This is a genomic window from Calditrichota bacterium, assembly GCA_013112635.1.
GTDB lineage: Bacteria > Calditrichota > Calditrichia > Calditrichales > J004 > JABFGF01.
This window is the reverse complement of record JABFGF010000018.1, coordinates 11,627-31,605: the sequence shown is the minus strand read 5'-3', so window position 1 is coordinate 31,605 and position 19,979 is coordinate 11,627. Positions and strand designations below refer to the sequence as shown.

General features: G+C 37.7%; 10 protein-coding genes. All 10 read right to left on the bottom strand.

The annotated features are described in order from the left end of the window. Window positions 1-121: 121 nt before the first annotated feature. Window positions 122-2,821 carry a DUF5123 domain-containing protein gene (locus tag HND50_22155; protein NOG47956.1) on the bottom strand — a complete coding sequence of 900 codons (2,700 nt, stop codon included), beginning with the start codon at window positions 2,819-2,821 and terminating at the stop codon, window positions 122-124. A 67-nt stretch (window positions 2,822-2,888) separates the two neighbouring features. Further along, complete coding sequence (locus HND50_22150) at window positions 2,889-4,310, bottom strand: T9SS type A sorting domain-containing protein (protein NOG47955.1); 1,422 nt, start codon at window positions 4,308-4,310, stop codon at window positions 2,889-2,891. Between the two features lie 11 nt (window positions 4,311-4,321). Then, window positions 4,322-5,824, bottom strand: a complete 1,503-nt coding sequence (locus tag HND50_22145) for a hypothetical protein (GenBank protein ID NOG47954.1) — start codon at window positions 5,822-5,824, stop codon at window positions 4,322-4,324. Window positions 5,825-5,841: 17 nt separating this feature from the next. Next, entirely contained in the window at window positions 5,842-6,807 is a 966-nt protein-coding gene (locus tag HND50_22140) for a PorV/PorQ family protein (protein ID NOG47953.1), read from the bottom strand. A 10-nt stretch (window positions 6,808-6,817) separates the two neighbouring features. Continuing rightward, complete coding sequence (locus tag HND50_22135) at window positions 6,818-9,079, bottom strand: T9SS type A sorting domain-containing protein (GenBank protein NOG47952.1); 2,262 nt, start codon at window positions 9,077-9,079, stop codon at window positions 6,818-6,820. 19 nt (window positions 9,080-9,098) lie between these two features. Continuing rightward, complete coding sequence (locus HND50_22130; protein NOG47951.1) at window positions 9,099-11,933, bottom strand: TonB-dependent receptor; 2,835 nt, start codon at window positions 11,931-11,933, stop codon at window positions 9,099-9,101. Between the two features lie 111 nt (window positions 11,934-12,044). Further along, window positions 12,045-14,252, bottom strand: a complete 2,208-nt coding sequence (locus HND50_22125; protein NOG47950.1) for a heparinase — start codon at window positions 14,250-14,252, stop codon at window positions 12,045-12,047. Between the two features lie 32 nt (window positions 14,253-14,284). Then, a complete protein-coding gene (locus tag HND50_22120; protein ID NOG47949.1) occupies window positions 14,285-15,310 on the bottom strand; it encodes a sugar kinase in 1,026 nt (341 codons plus the stop codon). Window positions 15,311-15,329: 19 nt separating this feature from the next. Then, window positions 15,330-15,980: a bifunctional 4-hydroxy-2-oxoglutarate aldolase/2-dehydro-3-deoxy-phosphogluconate aldolase gene (locus HND50_22115; GenBank protein ID NOG47948.1), complete on the bottom strand. Its 651-nt coding sequence runs from the start codon at window positions 15,978-15,980 to the stop codon at window positions 15,330-15,332. A 55-nt stretch (window positions 15,981-16,035) separates the two neighbouring features. Next, window positions 16,036-19,956: a DUF5123 domain-containing protein gene (locus tag HND50_22110; GenBank protein NOG47947.1), complete on the bottom strand. Its 3,921-nt coding sequence runs from the start codon at window positions 19,954-19,956 to the stop codon at window positions 16,036-16,038. Window positions 19,957-19,979: the final 23 nt, after the last annotated feature.

Genomic DNA, 19,979 nt, shown 5'->3' with positions numbered 1-19,979 from the left:
TGATATTAATTCTATTTCTTTAATTACACGCTTGTCTAAACGCGTCGTTCAACAGTATATTGAGCTCATCCCTTTAGGCAATTAAATGTTCTAAAAAGACAAGCTATGGTATCATTTGATACTATTTTATTAGCATCATTTTCTTTGTTTCAAAATAGTTGCCTGCTTTTAACCTGTATAAATAAATCCCACTCGCTTTTGAACTGCCGGCATTCCATTTTACATTATGCGTTCCTGCAATTGCGATTCCATTATAAACTTCATCGACAATTTTTCCGGTAATATCATGAATTGTAATTCTTACGGGTAAAATCTTGGGCAAGTAAAACTCAATTGTTGTGGATGGATTAAACGGATTCGGGTAATTTCTATGAAGAGCAATTTTTTGCGGGATTTTTTTTCGGGGAGAGTTATCAATAGTCGTTACATTATCTGCCCATCGTAAATCTCCCATTGCCTCACCATCATTCGCTTTACCTCCAAGTGGTGAAGTTGCAAGCAATGTAAAATCTCCATTTGGGGCGTCTGTATATTGCGGATCAACCCCTAACATGCCTGCTCCAATAACCGCACTATTTTCAACTACAACACCCGAAATATTAAAAGTATCACAATATGCAATTTCAGCAAGAAACCCGGATAATGTAATTGATGGAGAATTTCCAGAGCTATTTGTAAAAATTGAATTATGAATTTTAATATCCGTAACATCTTTCGGGACTAATACTGCTGCAGAATTATAACCACAATCATCAAATGTACAGTGATCTATTCTAATATGGGGTCCGGGCGTAAAAATAATTTCATCTCCCGCATAGATATTTATGGCTTCTTTGTTAGTATGCCACATTGTACAATTAGTCATACCCAAGTAACCAACATTATATAAGCTGCTGTTTAAGGCCTCATCATTTAAGCGAATACCTTCTTCACCACTATTATAAAATAAGCAGTTTTCAAAGCTAATTGTATCGGCAAATGTGCCTGCAAAAGCCCTAAAGAAATTACCTTCACTACCGGATACTACATCGTAAAAATCACAATTTTTAACACGCAAATTATAATTCTTAGTCATTGGGATAGAATCTGTACGAATAAGATATTTTGCGGGCGTTTCGGTGCCGGCCATTCCATCAAGCTTGAGGTTATTTAAAGTCAGGTTCCCGCCATCAACAATTACAAAAAGAGCGCCTGATCCGCTTGACCCTGCATTTCTAATAATTGGCTTTCCAGATAAGCCGTCAGAGGCTCTAATAAAAACGTTTTTATTAATAATTATTTCTGAACTGTTTGTATAGATCCCTCCATCATCAGTCAATTCAATGGTGTCGCCGGTTACAGATTTATAAACTGCACTCATCAAAGAGTCATGTTCTGCCGGAACCAAAAAAACCTTTGCCGGTAGAGGATACCAATTTGGGCCTGCATCATCTGCTGTTAGTGGCCGATATATCACCGGATCATCAGAGTTTTGATCGGCACCAACATCAAAAGGAGTCAATCGGTTTTGTCCATCCATATCAATGGTTACAAATTCAAAATCACCTTCCGCTGCTCCAAGCAATGGGCTGTCACTTTCAGGGCGCCACAAACCATCACCAGATTCCAAAAGCTTTGGATCAGTTATCAAAATACCTTCCGGCTGATCTATACCTAAACTCGATCCAAAAAAAATATTCCCGGACCAGGTAAGGTTTATAGGAGTGTCTTCTTCATCAACCATAAAGTTACTCGTGTTTGATAGAATAACATTATTGTCAATTGAACAATCCAAAGGCGGCAATGTTCTCTCGCTATCTGCCCCTGCTCCTAAAATTATATTTTCACGGCAATTAACAAAACTATTGTACAGCACATGGGCATTTTTTACCTGGAAATAGCGATTAAGAGGAGAATTCGGGACACCATTCATTATTGAAAGAGCCGCGCGTAATCCACTTCCTGTAAGATCTTGAAAATAATTATTATAAACGATATGATTTTCACCAATAATTCTGACCCCACCAGTATTGCTTTTATTATTACCTATAAAAAAGTTACCTGTAACTGTTGCATAATTTCCATGTCTTAATGTCAAAGTTCCTGCGCATTCGTAAAAAGTATTATATCGAAAAGTATTATGACCACTTTTATTTGAAATGATTTCTATTTCACCATTACAACGTTCAAAATAATTGTTTTCCACCGTAGTATAAGAATCAAACAAGGACCAGTCGCTGGTTCCAATACGAATTGTTTCCCCGCCATTTTCACCCAAATCAGGGCGATATCCGAAATAATTAGAATCGATTGTATGATAATTTGCTTGATTGTTTAACCATACCACAATGGTAGCACCCGAATTATTTTTCCCCCGAAGATAACAATGGTCAACACGATTATTTTTGCCATAAAGAGAAATCCATTTGTATTCAATAGCCGGATTTGTTGGATTATAATTTTCAATGGCTGTATTGGTTAAACGGCAATTTTGAGCATCTCCCAAATCCCCACGAAATTCAATTACTGCCCCAAACGGACTTCTACCATTTATGAACGATAACCCATCGACAATTAAGTATTCACCGCTAATACGTAAATTCGACAGACCGCTAAGTTTTGTTTTTCCCGGATACTTTGCACGTAATAAAATTGGCTGTTCAGACGTTCCGGATGCATTAAATTTTATTTGCTGATCTGTCCAGGTACCTTCCACCATAGTCAGAGTATCGCCAGGTACAATTGAGGTTAGGGCAGTTTTGATTTCCAATGCGGAGCTTACAAAGATTTCGTTTCCAAAAGAAAAGATCGCGCTAATAAAAACCAGGATGAACATTTTCATAATGTAATTACCAAAAAAAAAGAAGGCTGGAAAACCAGCCTTCTGACATAACAATATAGTTCTTTATTTATTTTATAAACATCATCTTACGTGTTTCTACATTTTTACCAGCAGCAATTCTATAGAAATATACACCACTTGAAATTGTAGACGGTGCATTCCAGGTTACCTGATGCGTCCCTGCTGTAACCATGCCATTATAAACTTCTTCAACCACTTTTCCGGAAATATCATGAATAGTAATTTTTACAGGAGAAATTCCGGGAACTGAATATTCAATTGTAGTCGATGGATTAAATGGGTTTGGGTAGTTTTGTTTTAAGGCAAAGCTGTGAATTTGTTGGTCTGGATTATCATTAATTCCAACCGGGATTAATGACCAGCGTAAATCACCAAGAGCTTGTCCATCTGAAGCCATTCCATAAGCAGGAGAACCGTTTGTTAATGTAAAATCATTATTGCCCGGATCTACAAACTCAGGATCAAAATTATAAATAGTAGTTGTATCTACTGTACCACCTTTTGATGCTTTAATTGATTCATCTGATTTTGTAAATGGATCATAAACCATCAAAAAAGTATCAATATGGCTAACATATGATCCTGCACCTTGTGCTTCTATAACATAATCTGAGCGCCCTTTTCCACCATCCAGACGGGCATTGGCAACAATTATATCCCGTACAAAAGTTCTGGCTGTATTGGTTGGGGGAATTCCCGATGCGTTTTTCAAATAAATAATCCTGACAGCAGAATTATAAACTGTTAAATTTTCAATCATGATAAAAGCATCTTCTGTTTCCGGATCCTGATCAGAATAGAAACGTACACATTCATTATCAATATTTATAAAAGTACAATTCTTGACTATCAAAGTATCCAGACACCGGTCAATTGCATATTTTTCGGTTTCACTTATCCTTATAGCTTCATAACCAATATTTTCAAATGTGGAATTTGTTACTTTAATGTTGCCAGCGTCAACACCTTTCAAGAAATACAATCCATGTCCATCTTGCTCTAAATCTTTGTCACGGTAAATATCTTTGAAATAGCAATTGTTTATTGTAATATTTAATCCAACTTTTGCCGGATAAAAGTCTTCGCCGTCACCAACGCGTAAAGCATACTTCATTCCATGGCTTTGCGCATGTCCTCCATCAAAAACAACACCTTCAAAAGTAACATCATCCATAATCCTGAAAATCTCAAGAACATTCGAGTCTGCAGCACTATGGGTAAAAATTGGTGGTTCTTCCAGGTCTGGAGCCGCAATAATAACTACCGGGCTTTTTATTGCCAGGTATACTGTATCGGTTGTTGTATAAATGCCCCCGCTTGTTGTAAGCAAAAGTGTATCAATATTATTATTTGTTGCAAAATCTAAAGCAAGTTTAAAATCAAATTCACTAGATACGGGAATGTTACTTGCCCATGAAAAATTTGCAATCAAAAATACCATTGAAAAAAAAGTAAGAATCTTCTTCATATTTCTACTCCTTAATTAAACTTATAATTTATTCCAAAATGCAATTGATTTAATGTTTGTGTGTTATAATTTGTATTGCTAAAATACTGATCATAATAGCGCAACTCCTTCAACTCATATGCTGCATCTATTCGTACTGCTTCAATAACCTGATAGCTTATGCCAAAACTATAACTTGTGGATATTGGACCTTTATCTTTTTCTGCGCTTCCATCGGGTATAAAAACCTGAGGTGTACTACGATAGCCAGCCATCAGAGCTATGTCGTTAATTGGTTTATATTGTAAGCCAAAACGGAGAATATTTTGGTTTGCCCAGTTTGGTCTAAGAGAATCAGCAGAGGCATAATTGAATTTAGCTTTTTTATACTGTGCATATGTATAATCAAACAATACCATAAGTTTTTCTGTAGGCCTTATATTAACACCAAAGTTAAAAATGGCAGGAAATTCCAGCTCATCGGTTCCTGACAATGTACTTTGTATAGTTCCACCTGTGTCAGTAACCGTTTTAGAATATTTCCATTGACGTTCCAGTGTGTATGGTAGTTGAACATTGACACCCACATCTAAGTTTTCCAGCTTGTAAATAAAGCCCAGGTTTATCTCAGTTGAACTGAAATCGGATGTTCCTTTGATCTGAGTATCAAGTGTATCATATGAAAAGAAAAACTCATTATTATCAAAAAGGCCAAATGTCCCTATTTTGTTTAGGACAAGAATATCATCAGTCTGGCCATTCATAACATTTATAGAAAGACCTATATTTAGCGCTTCAGTAACTTGATAAGCTACAGCAGCACTTAGTGTAGTACTCTCACCAAAACGACTGCTTGAATAATTATACCAATCAACATTTAATGTATCACTTCCATCCACCCGGTCAACAAAACCATCGTACCCACTGTATCCTATCATTGGCGTAAGATATGTATCATTGCGATCAAAGTTTTGTACAGAATTGTTATGTGAGTATGATCCTGCAAAAACAAACTGACGATCCAATAGTGTAATAGGGTAGGCAACAGCAATATGGCCAATACCAGAATTATTCTGCTTTTTTATCCAATCGGCTTCTGCCTTACTGTACGGATCATTTCCTCCGCCCGTTGGATTTACTACATAATTTGTGTCTGCTGCAAGTTCATGATCCCAAATTCCGTTATTGGCAGCATCCGGTACATACCAACCTTCTAAATAAAATGGTAATGTTACAAAATATCGGTTGGGACGATAGCGCTGATTTTCTCGCCATTGGGCATCAGACGTATTATAGGAAATATCAAGTTCCAATTCCTGTAGCCCCATAAGGCCGGCAGGATTCCAGAAAAGGGAATTTAAATCTGAGCTTTGTGAGGTGTATGCTCCACCTAATGCAACTGCTTTTACACCGGAATAGTTTTCTTGCTGTAAACCCTGGAAACCAAGATCATCTCCGCGGTGCTGTGCCATAAGTATTGTTGAGTAGGCAAATAAGCAAAACAGAAAAACTTTATTTATTTTGAACACATTCATTGATGACTCCAGAATAATTAAAGGCCGAAACCAATTGTAAAACGCTGTACAGAATCCAAAAACTCGCCATAATCGTTATAAGAATAATCAATACGATAACTATCATATTTAATACCCAAACCTAGTGCAAAGCTTTCTTCATCATAATTCAGTTTATAGCCGCCTCTTAGAAAAAACATATCATTAAATCCATATTCCAAACCCAAATTATATTGTTGATCATAATCTCTCGGCTGAACAATATCAAAAGCAAACAGGAGCGATTGCCCTTCTATTGATGTTAACAAAGGGTCATTACTTCCAATAAGGTAACTCGAAAACCCTATATTAAAAGTCTGAGGTAAGGGATATTTTTCTTTAACAAATTTAACTTCGGGGCCAAAGTGTCGGATGCTTGCTGCTATTTCGATGGATTTATAACCGGTTTTATAATTTATTCCGGCATCATACATTATTATATCTTCAGACGCTGCTACCAGATCTTCTTTCCCATATTTGACGGTTATTCCAAAAGAAAACTTATCTGTCATATCACGAGCATATGAAACACCAAAAACAAAAGCACTCGGTTGAATAGTTTCGCCTGTTAAACCGGGGTTATATACATCTCCTATAAAACCAAGTCGATCCACGGTTGCAACAGGTATTTCACCGAAATCGGTAACAGTACCGAAAATTCCAAATGTACCAACGTCCCCGATAGTTGAGGCTGCGGAAAATGAGAAATGTTTAACATCTAGAAAATAGTCCATATATGAGGCTGCCAGATCAGTGCCTTTTACATAAGTAAGGCGTGCGGGATTCCAGAAAACAGCATCCGATCCGGTGGCAACCGAAGAATACGCTTCTCCCATTGCAGTTGCCCGGGCATCTGTTAACACCTTTAAAAATTGGAAAGATGTAGTTCCAACTTTTTGTGCCCATCCAATTGAAACCTGTAATAGAAGAAGGCAAAGTAATATATTTTTTAATAGAGTTTTCATTTTGATCCTCTTACTTAATCACAATAAATTTGCCGCTGGTTTTATCTCCATCAGGGGTTGTTACAACAAAGAAATAAATACCTGATGCAATTGATTGATCGTTACGCGTAACTTGAAACCACTCATTTGAGTAAACAGGAACATCATGATCGATTGTGGTTATTAGCTGTCCTGCATATGAAAAAATTCTTATTTTGCACTTATTCGGAAGACCAAAGAACCCAATTTTGTCAACAACTTCTCCACCGCCGGTAAAGCCTGATTCTACAATAAATGGATTTGGGGCAACATGAACTTTTCCAAACTCCAAAACAGAGCCAATATTTTTTTCATGTCGGATAATATTTGTTTTCCCACTTTCAAATCCATTAACATCAACAGACGTAACTGAGTAATAACGAGCCTCTCCAACCTTAAAATCGGGATCTGTATCTAAAAACAAATATTCTTCATTTTCATTTACATCCCCTTTTGTTACGTCAGACAACAACTCCCACGGTCCCATTCCTGTTTCGCTGCGCCAAACTTTGAAACCGGACAACTCCCCTGTCAATTGCGGATGTTCAAACTCCTCTACGGCGCGACCCCATATTATTTCAATTTCCGCAAGAGGTGTATTAGAAACCGTAATACCTGGTGCCGGAACTGGAACAGGAATTATATAAGATCCATCTTTAGGATGATCTTCCGGCCAAAAAGGGCCATCGACCGGTTCATGTTTAACAGAGTCAATTGCAATTGATTTCCCGAGATATGCTTCAAAAGCTTTATGGGCAACCTGTGTTACGGTTACTACATCTGAGTTGACATAATCCGGATAACCATATTGATCGATATAACCTGAATCTGTCCAGGCCTTACCATCAACCCGGACAATTCTGTTCCAGGAAGGTGTATTATTCCATTGCACCAAAGCTGCTCCCGTTGTTCCTTCAACACGCTTGCCAGGTGTACCACCATAGCCAACAACTTCTGCTATTGCATATTCAAGTTTATCACCAATATTTAGCGTATACGGCCCAAAAACAGTATGCTTTTGCCCGGCATCTACGCTTTGACGATAATTAAAGGCCGCTCGCCCATACCAACGCTCTTCAAAGTTGGCTACTTCCGGCCAGGTCGTGCTACCTTCACTTAAAACACCACTCCAGCGTGAATCAGGATTGATTGACTGATCCACCATTTTAGAACTTCTTGTATTTCCCGTACTTACTTTGTTTGACCAAGGCTGTTTAAAGTGTTTGTTTTCATCCAATTCATAATATACACTGTCTCTAACCCGCAAAATTTTAACTGCTTCTGACTCGTTGGCATTGGGGTCATCACGGTCAACAACCGCCAGATGGTTTGTATCATAATATAAAACACAATATCCTGGTGCTTGAGGACTGGTTAAACCGCCGCCATTTTTTCCTGTCGAGGCATTCTCAAGAAATTTTTCTAAATCAGGTTCGGGTTTTGCCCAGATTGGATTTACTTTTTCAGTTCTAAGATTCAGATTAAACGATAACCAGTAATCTGCATCCCAAAAACCATTTTGATCACCGCGGTAGATACCATCTTCATATTTCCATTCGTTATACCAGCGTTGGTAGCCATACATGGATGGCGCAAAACCATAAATAAACAGGGCCATAAAATCTTTTAAGGTTTCTGTTTGCTCAATTGTAGTCGGGTCACCATCTGTATCCCCGGTGTATTCAAGAGTATATTCATAAATGATCAGATCATCATAGTCAGGATAACTCCAGGCGCGTGATGTCCGTGTAACTGTAACACCAACAGGAGTTGCCCATGAAGCTGTAATTACTTCTTCTGCCTCATTTGGATCATAAGAAGGGTTTAGACTGCCATCTTCCAAAACCGGATAATTTTCCCATTCATCAATCGATAACGGAAAGCTCCATTTTCCTGCCACAATCTCAGGGTCACTCGCACCAACTCCACCACACAAGGCATATATTCGGTTTTCTTTTCCGGTAATTCCATCCAGGTTTGCTGCCATATACATACCGGCACCCAGCATATTGTGCTGGCCGCTGTATTCTATTCCATCAACTATTGTACGCGAATATGGTGGCCATTCAAAAACAGGTTTACTGGCCACATTGCCGCCTTCACCCGTTTCCCAGCCGCGACCAATTTCCCCGGTATTAAAAACTGTCTCGTGTAACATACCCCGATCATGAACTCTAAAATCGCGAAACTGGGCCTGAGCTAATGATAAAAGCGTGACAGTTAATATATTTAGAAATAAAAAACTTCTTAACATTTTTTAACTCCGATTGAATTCAAAATTTAAAAACAAGGCCAAACCTGTAGTGGCGTGGTAAATTACGTAACAGGTATACAGAACGGTCCGTTACATACGGAATGTAGTCTTTTTCAATCAAAATTTCATTGCGTTCATTGTGCCACCGAGCTGTGTTTTCGCTGCTGTTAAATGTTCTGGAATACTGAAACCAATCTTCATTCAACAGGTTGAAACCCTCTGCATAAAAGTCAAAGTTAAAACCATTTAAGCGAAAGCCTTTTTGAAAACGGATACGTAAATCGCGCTCAACCGGTGTACGTTTATTGTACTTTAAACCTTGTCCACTCGTGTCATAAGTATAAGGGCGGCCAGATACATAGCGGTATGTTGAACTGATTGAAGTGTTTTCAAAAGGATAGAAATCTGCAACCTTAAATCCGCTTGCAGACGGTAAACTATAACGAAGGTTTAAAACAAGTTTATGTGTTCTGTCATAATCCAAAAATATGTCTTCAGGGTCCGGCAAATCAACAAATCCCTCAACCGGATCTGCCTCTTCGAAATAGGTAACAGGCGCATCAAGAGCATTACTGCTTTTACCCGTTGCAGATTCGAAATTATAGCGGACATATGCTTTAACAGGCCCTGTATTTTTTTCCAGGCTTAAATGAAATCCTTTTATATCTGCATAGTCCCGATTAACAAAAGTAGAGTATTTACCTCCATCAGAACTTTCATAAATTGCTGTTTCAACAAGATCCTTTACATCTTTATAATAGGCACTTACATCGAGCCGTAATCCAAGTGGAAATGCCTGGACAAAACCAATATCATACGATTGTGTTTTTTCATGTGTTAGATTTGGACCACTTACTTCTGTTAATGCACCGTCGGATGTAGCCTGGTTGAAAAAGAGCTGATCAAAACTAGGACGCTGTGTAAATGTCCCATAGTTTAAATGAAAAACTGATTTTTCAGAAACGGGAAATGAAAATCCAATGCGGGGCTGTAATCTTAACAGAATATCTGTTTTTTTATCCGGTTCGGGTAACCGCGATACTGAAAAAGGATCAGAATAAAATCTGCTTTGCAAGTCATTAAAATCCAGACGCAAACCCAGGTTTGCAATCATCCCCGTAAATTCCATTTTGTCTTGCACATAAAGAGCACCTTCGTAAGGCTGAGCAGAAACTTTGACGATCCGGTATGATGCATCTGATGAAGCATTTATTTTGCGGTCAATTTCCATATCATAATAGGAAAACTGAATACCCATCTTGAGAAGATTGTTTTTATTAAACTGCTTGCTTACGCTACCATCAAATGAATAAGTCAAAGTTTTATCTTCACTAAAATCATCTTTTGCTTTTCCCAGGAAATGGCCTGATGGCCCCCTGTTGTAATCAGTCCAATTAGTTCTGTCACGATAATCTTCAACAAACTCACCATCCTGAATCAGTTCAATAGCTTCTACCTGACTCAAGTCCAGAATATTGAATTTTAAATCCATAAAAGTTGATGGGGAATAAACGTGTTTCCACTCCATGGCATATTGCTTGGAAACACTATTATAATTCGAAACGCTCAGGCTACGGTCAAATAGCCAACGCAAATAATTACTGTCAAAAATACTTTCAACTGTGTTGTCCACAATAAAAGAAAATTTGAATTTATTTTCAGGTTGGGCCTGGTAAACCAGATTCATCATAACCTGTCGTTCCATATCCGGATTGGTTCTGGGCACAATTGTATAAGTGGTGTTTTGGCGCGCAGCTACAAAAAAATTAATGTTTTCATGGATTGGGCCACCTGCGGAAAAATCCAATCGGTAATCCATTTTATCATTATAATCAAGCCCCACATCCTGCATAGACATCAACCACATAATCTGACTTAAACGTGCAATGTGCAATGTATCTTCATGCGTCAATGGATCTGGCGGCCAAACATTTCTTTCTGGTAAATAATTGGAAAGAAAACCGTAACTTGGATCAAATAGCGGCTTACCGGGATCTGCCGGATTATCTTTTAGCCATTCCTCAAGATCAAGCAGGGTTTCATAAAAATGTAAGTTGTCAGGATCATAAGGGCTGCCTCCCCAGGATTTATAATACGGCATTGTAGCAGAGCTTTCCAAACGTCCTGTCCACCTGGAAGTACCTTCTTTGGTAACCATATTCACTACACCCGATTGGGCATTTCCATATTCTGCACTAAAACCACTTGTATAAACTTCTACCTGCTCTAATCCTGTTACGATTGGATTAAAGGCGCGGCCATTATTGATTGGATTAACTATTGCACCACCACCAAGTATGTATTGAGACTCGCCCAGGCGGCCACCTCTAAAATGATCATCAACAACATCCGCCTGCAAGTTGAGTATACTCCCGATGTCTGTCACACCCGCAATAGATTCAACATTGGAAATATCATAAACTTGCTTTGTGGCTGTAACATCAACTTCAACTTCCTCTTCTTTATAAGCTGTAACTGTAATCTCTTCACTTTGCATTACATCCGGTTCCAAAGCAAAATCCATCCTGGTAGTTTTGTCTACAAAAATTTGTACTTTTGTTCGCAACTCTGTCTTATAGCCGATATAAGAACAAGAAATATTGTAGATACCAGGCCGGATATTCAAAATGTAAAATTCGCCATTCACATCTGTTGCCGCACCAATCTTGTTCTCAAGCTCAATCTCGTTTTCGTTCTGCCAGATACTCTCGATGACAACATTTGCACCAATTAGGCCTTCATTAACATCTGTACCTATTATTGTTCCTGAAATTTTTCCTGTATCACCGGAAAATGCTAATCCGGTTAAAAGAAAGAAAAACATCAAGTAAGAAATCATATAGACTTTGTTCACAAAAACCTCCGATATTGTGGCATAAATCCTGTGTAGATTTATTTGAAATTTTTGTAATATGTATTACAAATTTAAACTATTAAAATCATTTTCATTTAGCAAGAATTTTTTTTACAAGTTTAGTGGTGTTAATTCACCCGGCTGCCAGTCAAAATTATGCCAGTTTGAAAACTCGTTTTCTTTTTTGTTACAAGAAATTGATTTTGGTGCCAGCAAAGTTAACTGGATAGAATCTGCTTTCTGCTCAATAAAAACCTTGGAAACAGCCGGTATTTTTATTTGCCCATTTTGAGTTTTGATTGAAGTTGCATCAATCAGCAAAAATCCATTACCTGCTTCAAAAACCAATCGTGCATCTGTTTCAAATTTTAATACCGGGTTTTTTATTTCTTCAAAACTTTTCCGTTTTTTTGATGATGGATAAAGCATGGTATTGAAAACAAATCCATTATTTTTCTTTATTGAAAAAACCGTGTTTCGTTTTTCACGAAACTCTTTTTGATCAAAACTATATTTATTATCATCAAGTTGTATGATAGAGAATTTGCTTTCAGTATTTACTGATCGAGATATTTTATTTTTAGAATCAATTGTAAATTTGCCTTGCCAAACCTGCTGATATGTATGACTTTCGTCTCCTTCAAAACTATCAGTAACCAGCCAATATTTACCTTTAACAAAAATTATCTCACGAATATATTTGATATCGAGATTACTAAAACCGTCATGAGTCCCGGCGAAATAATCAAAATTATCTGTTTTTACCCATGCCAATACATTGGGTTTTGGTAATTGCTTCCACTTTCCAAAACCTGATCCTCCCCTGTTGCCTTTCCATTTCTGTCCTTGAACCTGGCTATCAACCAAAGCTACGTTTTTAACCCATGAATTTTTTAAAAATGAAAAGTCAGGATATTTGTATGCTACTTGATAGTTTGGGAGTAATTCTGTTCCAAACCCAAAAGCGGTAACTCCAAGAATATCACCATGCTGATGATCGGGCTTTACATCCGAAACACCTGCACTAATAACCATTTGCATAGATGACTCATCCCATCCATCACGCATAATATAATAACCTGTACCATCCAGTTCTGAAGAGGATAATTCAGGTGCAATATTTGTCAGGGATTTATAATTAGTTTCTTTTTCATTCATCAGCCAATAAAACTTAGATGATGGTTTTTTTGAAGCGAAATAACCGTAGCGCTGATCATTATACATCATCGAGGCGAGATAGAATGCATCACCCATTTCATTAAATTCGCTATATGGATTATCAGTATCATCCTGCAAAACAGGTAGTGTTTTATTTGGTTGGGCTAATACAATTAATGCGTCAAACATTTTTTGGAAAGTCAGCTTAAACTCTTCCGGCAATTCAGTTTTTGATCTTTTAGCAAGCTGGTATATTCGAAAATAGTTCTCAATATCCCCTTTATGATAATGAACCGAGCGTTCGAATTGGAAACCATCATCGTTGATCTCGTGTCGCATGTGCTCAATTATACCTTTAACAGCGTGCTCCTGCCATTTTTTGGACTCGTTGAAATCACTAAAAAGCGTTGCAATTTCAAATAGGGCAACCAACCCACGTGTGTGATGATTTCCCGGTCTGTATACAGGCAGGTTTTTATAAAGGATTGCACCGTGATGTAAAAATGTCCGAATAAGCAAACTTTGGTTTTCGATTGAATATTCTGGATCAGAAAAATATGCTGCGTGGCAAAACAACCAATTGTGGATTCTTTTGCCGGCTCGAAAAGACTCATAAACTCCATTACCAGCCTGGTCATATTTTCCTTCCAGGAAGGCGTTGTTCAAGCTGGATACTTGTTCTATAAAATATCTTAAATTACTGCTGTTCCGATTTTTATAATAATGTATCAAAGTCATATCGAGTGATTTTTGCTGTCTGGCAATATGTCTCAATTCGTATGCTGTTACTTCTTTGTTCAACAGGTTAACATAGGGTAAAATCCATTGTGTGTCCGCCGGATATCTTTCTGTATGGTAGTTGGCGATTCTTTGGTGTTTCGTTTCCTGGTTGGGATAAGTTTTTTGATATGAAGCAAAATTATTTTCAAAATTAGACCAATTGAAATAATACCTCTTTTTGAACTGATCTTTTAGATAACTGATTAAATCATCATGAGTTGAAATTGATTTTTGCAAATCAGGGAGGATATATTTAATAATTTCATTTTTTTCCAAAAGCCGATCATGTGGAATTTCCAACTTAGAATCGGTTTCTTGCAAAAAACCATAAGCAGGCTTAATGACTTCCATTGCCTGCAATTGAAAAAATATGAATAGCATAAATATTCTAAGAATAATCATTTTACCAGACTTTATCTTTGAACCCGGCCGGATATGTCACCATTAACTACTGTTAAAACTTCGCTTTCACTGACCAGGTTCATATCACCGGGAATAGTCTGTTTTAACGCCGATGCCGCAACAGCAAATTCTAAAGCTTCCTGTGGTTCATTATTATTTACAAGGGAATGGATCAGACCTCCTCCAAAAGAATCTCCACCACCAACACGATCTACAAGGTGAATAGGATACTTACGGCTTAAATAAAACTCGTCTGCCGTGTAGAGCATTGCAGACCAATTATTGTCTGAGGCCGAGATACTTTCACGAAGTGTTATGGCGACATATTTTGCATTTGCCAACTCTTTTAGTTGTTTGGCCACAGATTTGTAATGGTCAACCGAAATTTTGCCACTGGTTACGTTTGTGCTTTCTGCTTCAATTCCAAAAACATCGGCCGCATCTTCCTCGTTTGAAATAATGACATCGACATATTTAATAACTTCCGACATCACCTCTTTTGCTTTAGCTTTACTCCAAAGCTTATTACGATAATTCAAATCACAGCTCACAGTTAGACCATATTCTTTGGCCTTTTTAACTGCTTCGATAGTTGTCTCCGCGGCTGAATCTGATAAGGCGGGAGTAATTCCTGTTGTGTGAAACCAATCTTTTCCCTTTAAGATGTTATCCCAGTCGAACATACCAGGCTTAACCTCAGAGATTGATGAGTTTGATCGATCATATGTTACTTTTGACGGTCTTATTGAAGCTCCATGTTCTAGAAAGTAAATACCCACTCTAGATCCCCGGCGTAAAACAAATTCTGTATTAACACCATAATTCCTCAGTTGATTTCTAGCCGCATCTCCAATGGGGTTTTGGGGTAGTGCTGATGCGAAAAACACTTCATTCTTAAAATTCGCCAGCGAAACGGCTACATTTGCTTCACCACCTCCATATTGGGCCTGAAACTGATTGGCTTGTACAATTCGCTCATAATTATATGGCGCCAGGCGTAACATAATTTCACCAAAAGTAACAATCTTTTTTTTCATTTGTAAATCCATTTGAATATTACACTAAGTGTCTTGTTTTCTCTACTTCAGCTATAAAAAGAGCCGCTCTTTCAGTTAACCCTTTCCAGTTTTCTGTCGCGATAAGAGTCTTATCCAATAATGATGTTCCAACTCCAACAAAACGTGCACCTGCATTTAGAAAGGCCGCAGTATTTTCCAAATTTACTCCACCTGTTGGTGTTAGCTTTATTTCTGGTAAGGGCCCGTGGATATCTTTAAAATAACCGGGTCCTAAAGTTGTAGCAGGAAAAACTTTGATTACGTCAGCCCCTTTTTGCCATGCGTTTAGTATCTCATTTGGGCTAAATGCACCGGGAAATACAGCAGCCCCCATTTCTTGTGAAACTTTGAGGATGTCTTCATTAAAGACAGGACTAACTATAAATTTCGCTCCATACTCAATTGCTTGTCTGGCGTCTTCGGGTGTTAAAACTGTTCCTGCACCTAAGATAAAATCGCCGTCCAATTTTTGGGCGTATTCCTTGATTATATCTATAGCTCCGGGTGTCGTCATTGTGATTTCTAATGCAATAACACCTGCGTTCATTAATGCTTCAAAAATATGACAGATATTTTGTGTATCATCCAATCTCAAAACAGCAACAATTCCTGATTCTTCTATTCTTTTAACTGTCTCTTCTCTGCTCATTTTTTCTTCCTTAAAAAAGTCCGGCGGGAGAACCCCGCCGGATTTAAAATACTACTTATTTAACCAGAAGCATTTTCTTAATTGAAACATTTTTGCCCGATGTTAATCTGTAAAAATATACACCTGAGGCAAGATTTGAATTTTGGAACTGGACTGTATAAGTCCCGGCAGCCATTTCTTTATTAACTAAAGTTGCAACTTCCCGGCCAAGTACATTATAAACAACCATTTTTGTTTTACCGGCTTTATTTAGGCCAAATGTTATGGTTGTACTTGGGTTAAATGGATTTGGATAATTCTGTTTTAAATAGAATACCTGAGGAATAATTTCAACTACTTCCTCTAATCCAACTGGAAATTTTTCCCAACGCAAGTCACCTGCTGCTTTACCATCATCTGCAAAACCATAAGCCGGAGAGCCTTCCAACAAAGTGAAATCTCCGTTTGCAGGATCTTTAAACATTGGATCTGCACGCAGCGTATCTGTGATTGATGTTGTGTTGTCAATAGTATAGTCGTTTAAATCCCAGAAAATGATGTTGCTGACAATATTTTCATCAGATTCAAAACGTAGAAAATTTCCATCTTCTAAATTCTTTTCAAAAATACTGTTTTTAACAACAAAATCTGTCATATCGTCAACATAAATAAATGGCTTGTCTGGTCCGCCACAATCATAAAAAGTACAATGATCTACACGAACAACCGTATTCGGATTAGTATCAGCTTTTATACCTTCTCTGGTAAGATTATAAAAGGTACAATTAACAATTTCTGCATATTTTAATTCAGCCGCCGGATCACCTGATGAACCTTGAAACAAAGATATACCTTCTTTAGCATTATTATAAAAAACAGAATTATGGACAATTAAAGAGTCAACACCGCAGAAAGAGTACAATTTGATAAATTTATCTGGCATATCATGTGCTGTAACGTTATTAACAAATACTTTCATGGTACCTTCTGCATCACCATTATCCAATCGCAGAAAATATTTAGCTAATGCAGCAGCGCCTTCACCTTTTCCATCTCCATCAATTTCAAGATTTTCAACCACTACTGTAGGTGAACCAATAATTTTAAATATCGCTGCACTTGTTGATGAACCGGTATATTTTATAATTGGTTTCTGCTCCAGATCATCTTTTCCGCGAATGACAAGATTAGTGCTATCAAGTATAATCTCATTATTTATTAAATATTCGCCACCATCAGTTACTAATATAAGGCTGTCAATAAAACTATTGTTAATCGCTATCTGTACTGCATCTAATAAATTCCAGGAAGTATCAACTTCAATGCTGTGAGAGGAATATTGCGTCTCCATAAAGGTAGCAGTTATTGTGATATTCGAATCCATTTGAACACTTGCCGGGTTTAGACCACTTTCTAGATCCCCAGTCCAAGCTGAAAACTCCCAACCCAAATCTGCTATCCCGGTTAATTCAACAACAGAAGCTGTATCGTACGTTGCAATTACAGGTGTAGGTAATTGGGTTACACTACCTCTACCAACAACATTAATTACTAAATCAAACTGTGTTAAAGTGCTTTGGAATGAAGCGGTCACATTCATATTTGAATCTGCGGCAAAAGTAGTTGGATTTTCAGTTCCACTAATGTCACCCAACCATTCAACAAATTCCCAATTTTCTTGTGGAACCGCTGTTAATGTTAAACTAGTTCCCTGGTCATAAGTACCTTCAATAGGTTCCGGGCTAACATCAACGTGGCCAAGGCCAATTGTATCAATTTCCACTGTAACCTGTGGTGTGAGGTTTTTAAATGTAGCAACAATTGATTCATTTTTATTCATTGTAATGTTTATGGGATTGGCGTTTGGTGGAAAAACATTTCCTGTCCATGATTCAAACTCCCATCCTAAATCAGGCACAGCCGTCATAGTAACAACAGTACCCGGATCATAAACACCACCGGCAGGATCTAATTGTACAATTCCACCACCGGATGTTGAAACTGATAATAGAAAAGCATTAGGATCAATAGCCCATCTTAAATCACCCACTGGCGTGCCGCCTTCACCGGCAGTCCGTGCAGGAGAAGTTTCACCAAGTGTAAAATCTCCAGCCTCTGCATCCGCAAATAACGGATCGGCATATAATGTATCTGTAACAGAATCCGTGTTATCAATATCCCTATCAAATACATCCCAAAAAACAACATTACTGACAACATTAGCATCAGATTCGAATCTCATAAAATTGCCTGTTTCCAGGTTTTTTTGCATGACGCTATTCTTAACAACTACATCTGTTAAATCATCAACATAAATAAAAGGCTTATCAGGTCCGCCTATATCGTAAAATGTGCAATGATCAACAACTAATTTTATATCAGGATTTGTATCACCTTTTATTGCTTCTCTAACAAAATTATAGAAAGTACAATTAGATACTTCACCATACTTTATGTGAACAGCAGGATCGCCAGAAGAACCTGTGTAAAATACAATCCCCTCTTTTGCACCATTATACAAAATGGAATTACGAACAACGAGCGAATCCATTCCACAGTTAGCATATGGCTTGATGATTTTTTCATTAAAATCATGTAATACACAATTCTCAACAAAAACCTGCATTGTTCCGGATGTGTCACCGTTGTCCAGTCTTAATGCATACTTAGCTAATGCGGCTCCACCCTCTGCAGTACCATCACCATCAAATTCAAGGTTTTCATATTCAACACGTGGAGAGCCCTCAATTTTAAACATATACGCACCTGTTGAAGTACCGATATATTTTAAAACCGGCTTCTGAGCAAGTTCTGCCCGGCCACGAATAACAATATTTTTGTCTAAAACAATTTGATCTGCAGAAAGATACATACCACCACTGGATACTAACTCAATTATATCACCATCTGCTGCTGCATCAATAGCAGCCTTTAACACATCAGTTCCTGCTTCAATCTTATGAACTTTTGGAGCTCCAACGGTTGGATCCCATCTTGGATCACCAACTGCGCTTCCATCATCAGCATAACCTATTGCAGGTGACCCTTCCATTAATGTGAAATCACCGTTTGCTGCGTCTGCAAACAACGGATCTGCAAGAAGAGTGTCTGTAACTGAATTTGTATTATCTATATCAATATCATTTACATCCCAGAAAACAATGTTACTAACAACATTAGCATCAGATTCGAATCTCATAAAATTGCCTGTTTCCAGGTTTTTTTGCATGATGCTGTTCTTAACAACTACATCTGTTAAATCATCAACATAAATGAATGGTTTATCCGGCCCACCACAATCGTAAAATGTACAATGATCAACAACTAATTTAATATCAGGATTTGTATCACCTTTTATTGCTTCTCTGACAAAATTATAAAAAGTACTATTTGACACTTCACCATATTTTAAACGAACTGCAGGATCACCGGAAGAGCCGGTATAAAAAACGATCCCTTCTTTCGCGCCATTATAAAAAATAGAGTTCCGGACAACTAATGAGTCCATCCCGCAATTAGCATAAGGCTTGATTATTTTTTCATTAAAATCGTGCATTACACAATTATTAACAAAAATCTGCATAGTACCGGATGTATCAGCATTGTCAAGTCTTAATGCATACTTAGCTAATGCAGCGCCGCCTTCAGCTGTACCATCACCGTCAAATTCAAGGTTCTCAAATTCAATTCTTGGTGATCCTTCTACCTTAAAAATATATGCACCGGTTGAAGAACCGACATATTTGATGATCGGCTTTTCAATTAAATCTGCATGGCCTCTAATAACGAGGTTTTTACTAACTACCATCTGGTTTGGGTTAGTATAAACACCGCCATCCGAAACCAGCTCAATTATGTCACCATCAGCCGCATCGCTTACAGCTGCTGCTAATGTGCTATCGCCTGCACTTACTTGGTGAACTGTTTGCGAAAACACTGTACCAAAAAACAATAAGAATATTACAAAGAGGGTCTTTGTAATGTAACGAATATCCATGATATCCTCCTAAATGGTTTAAA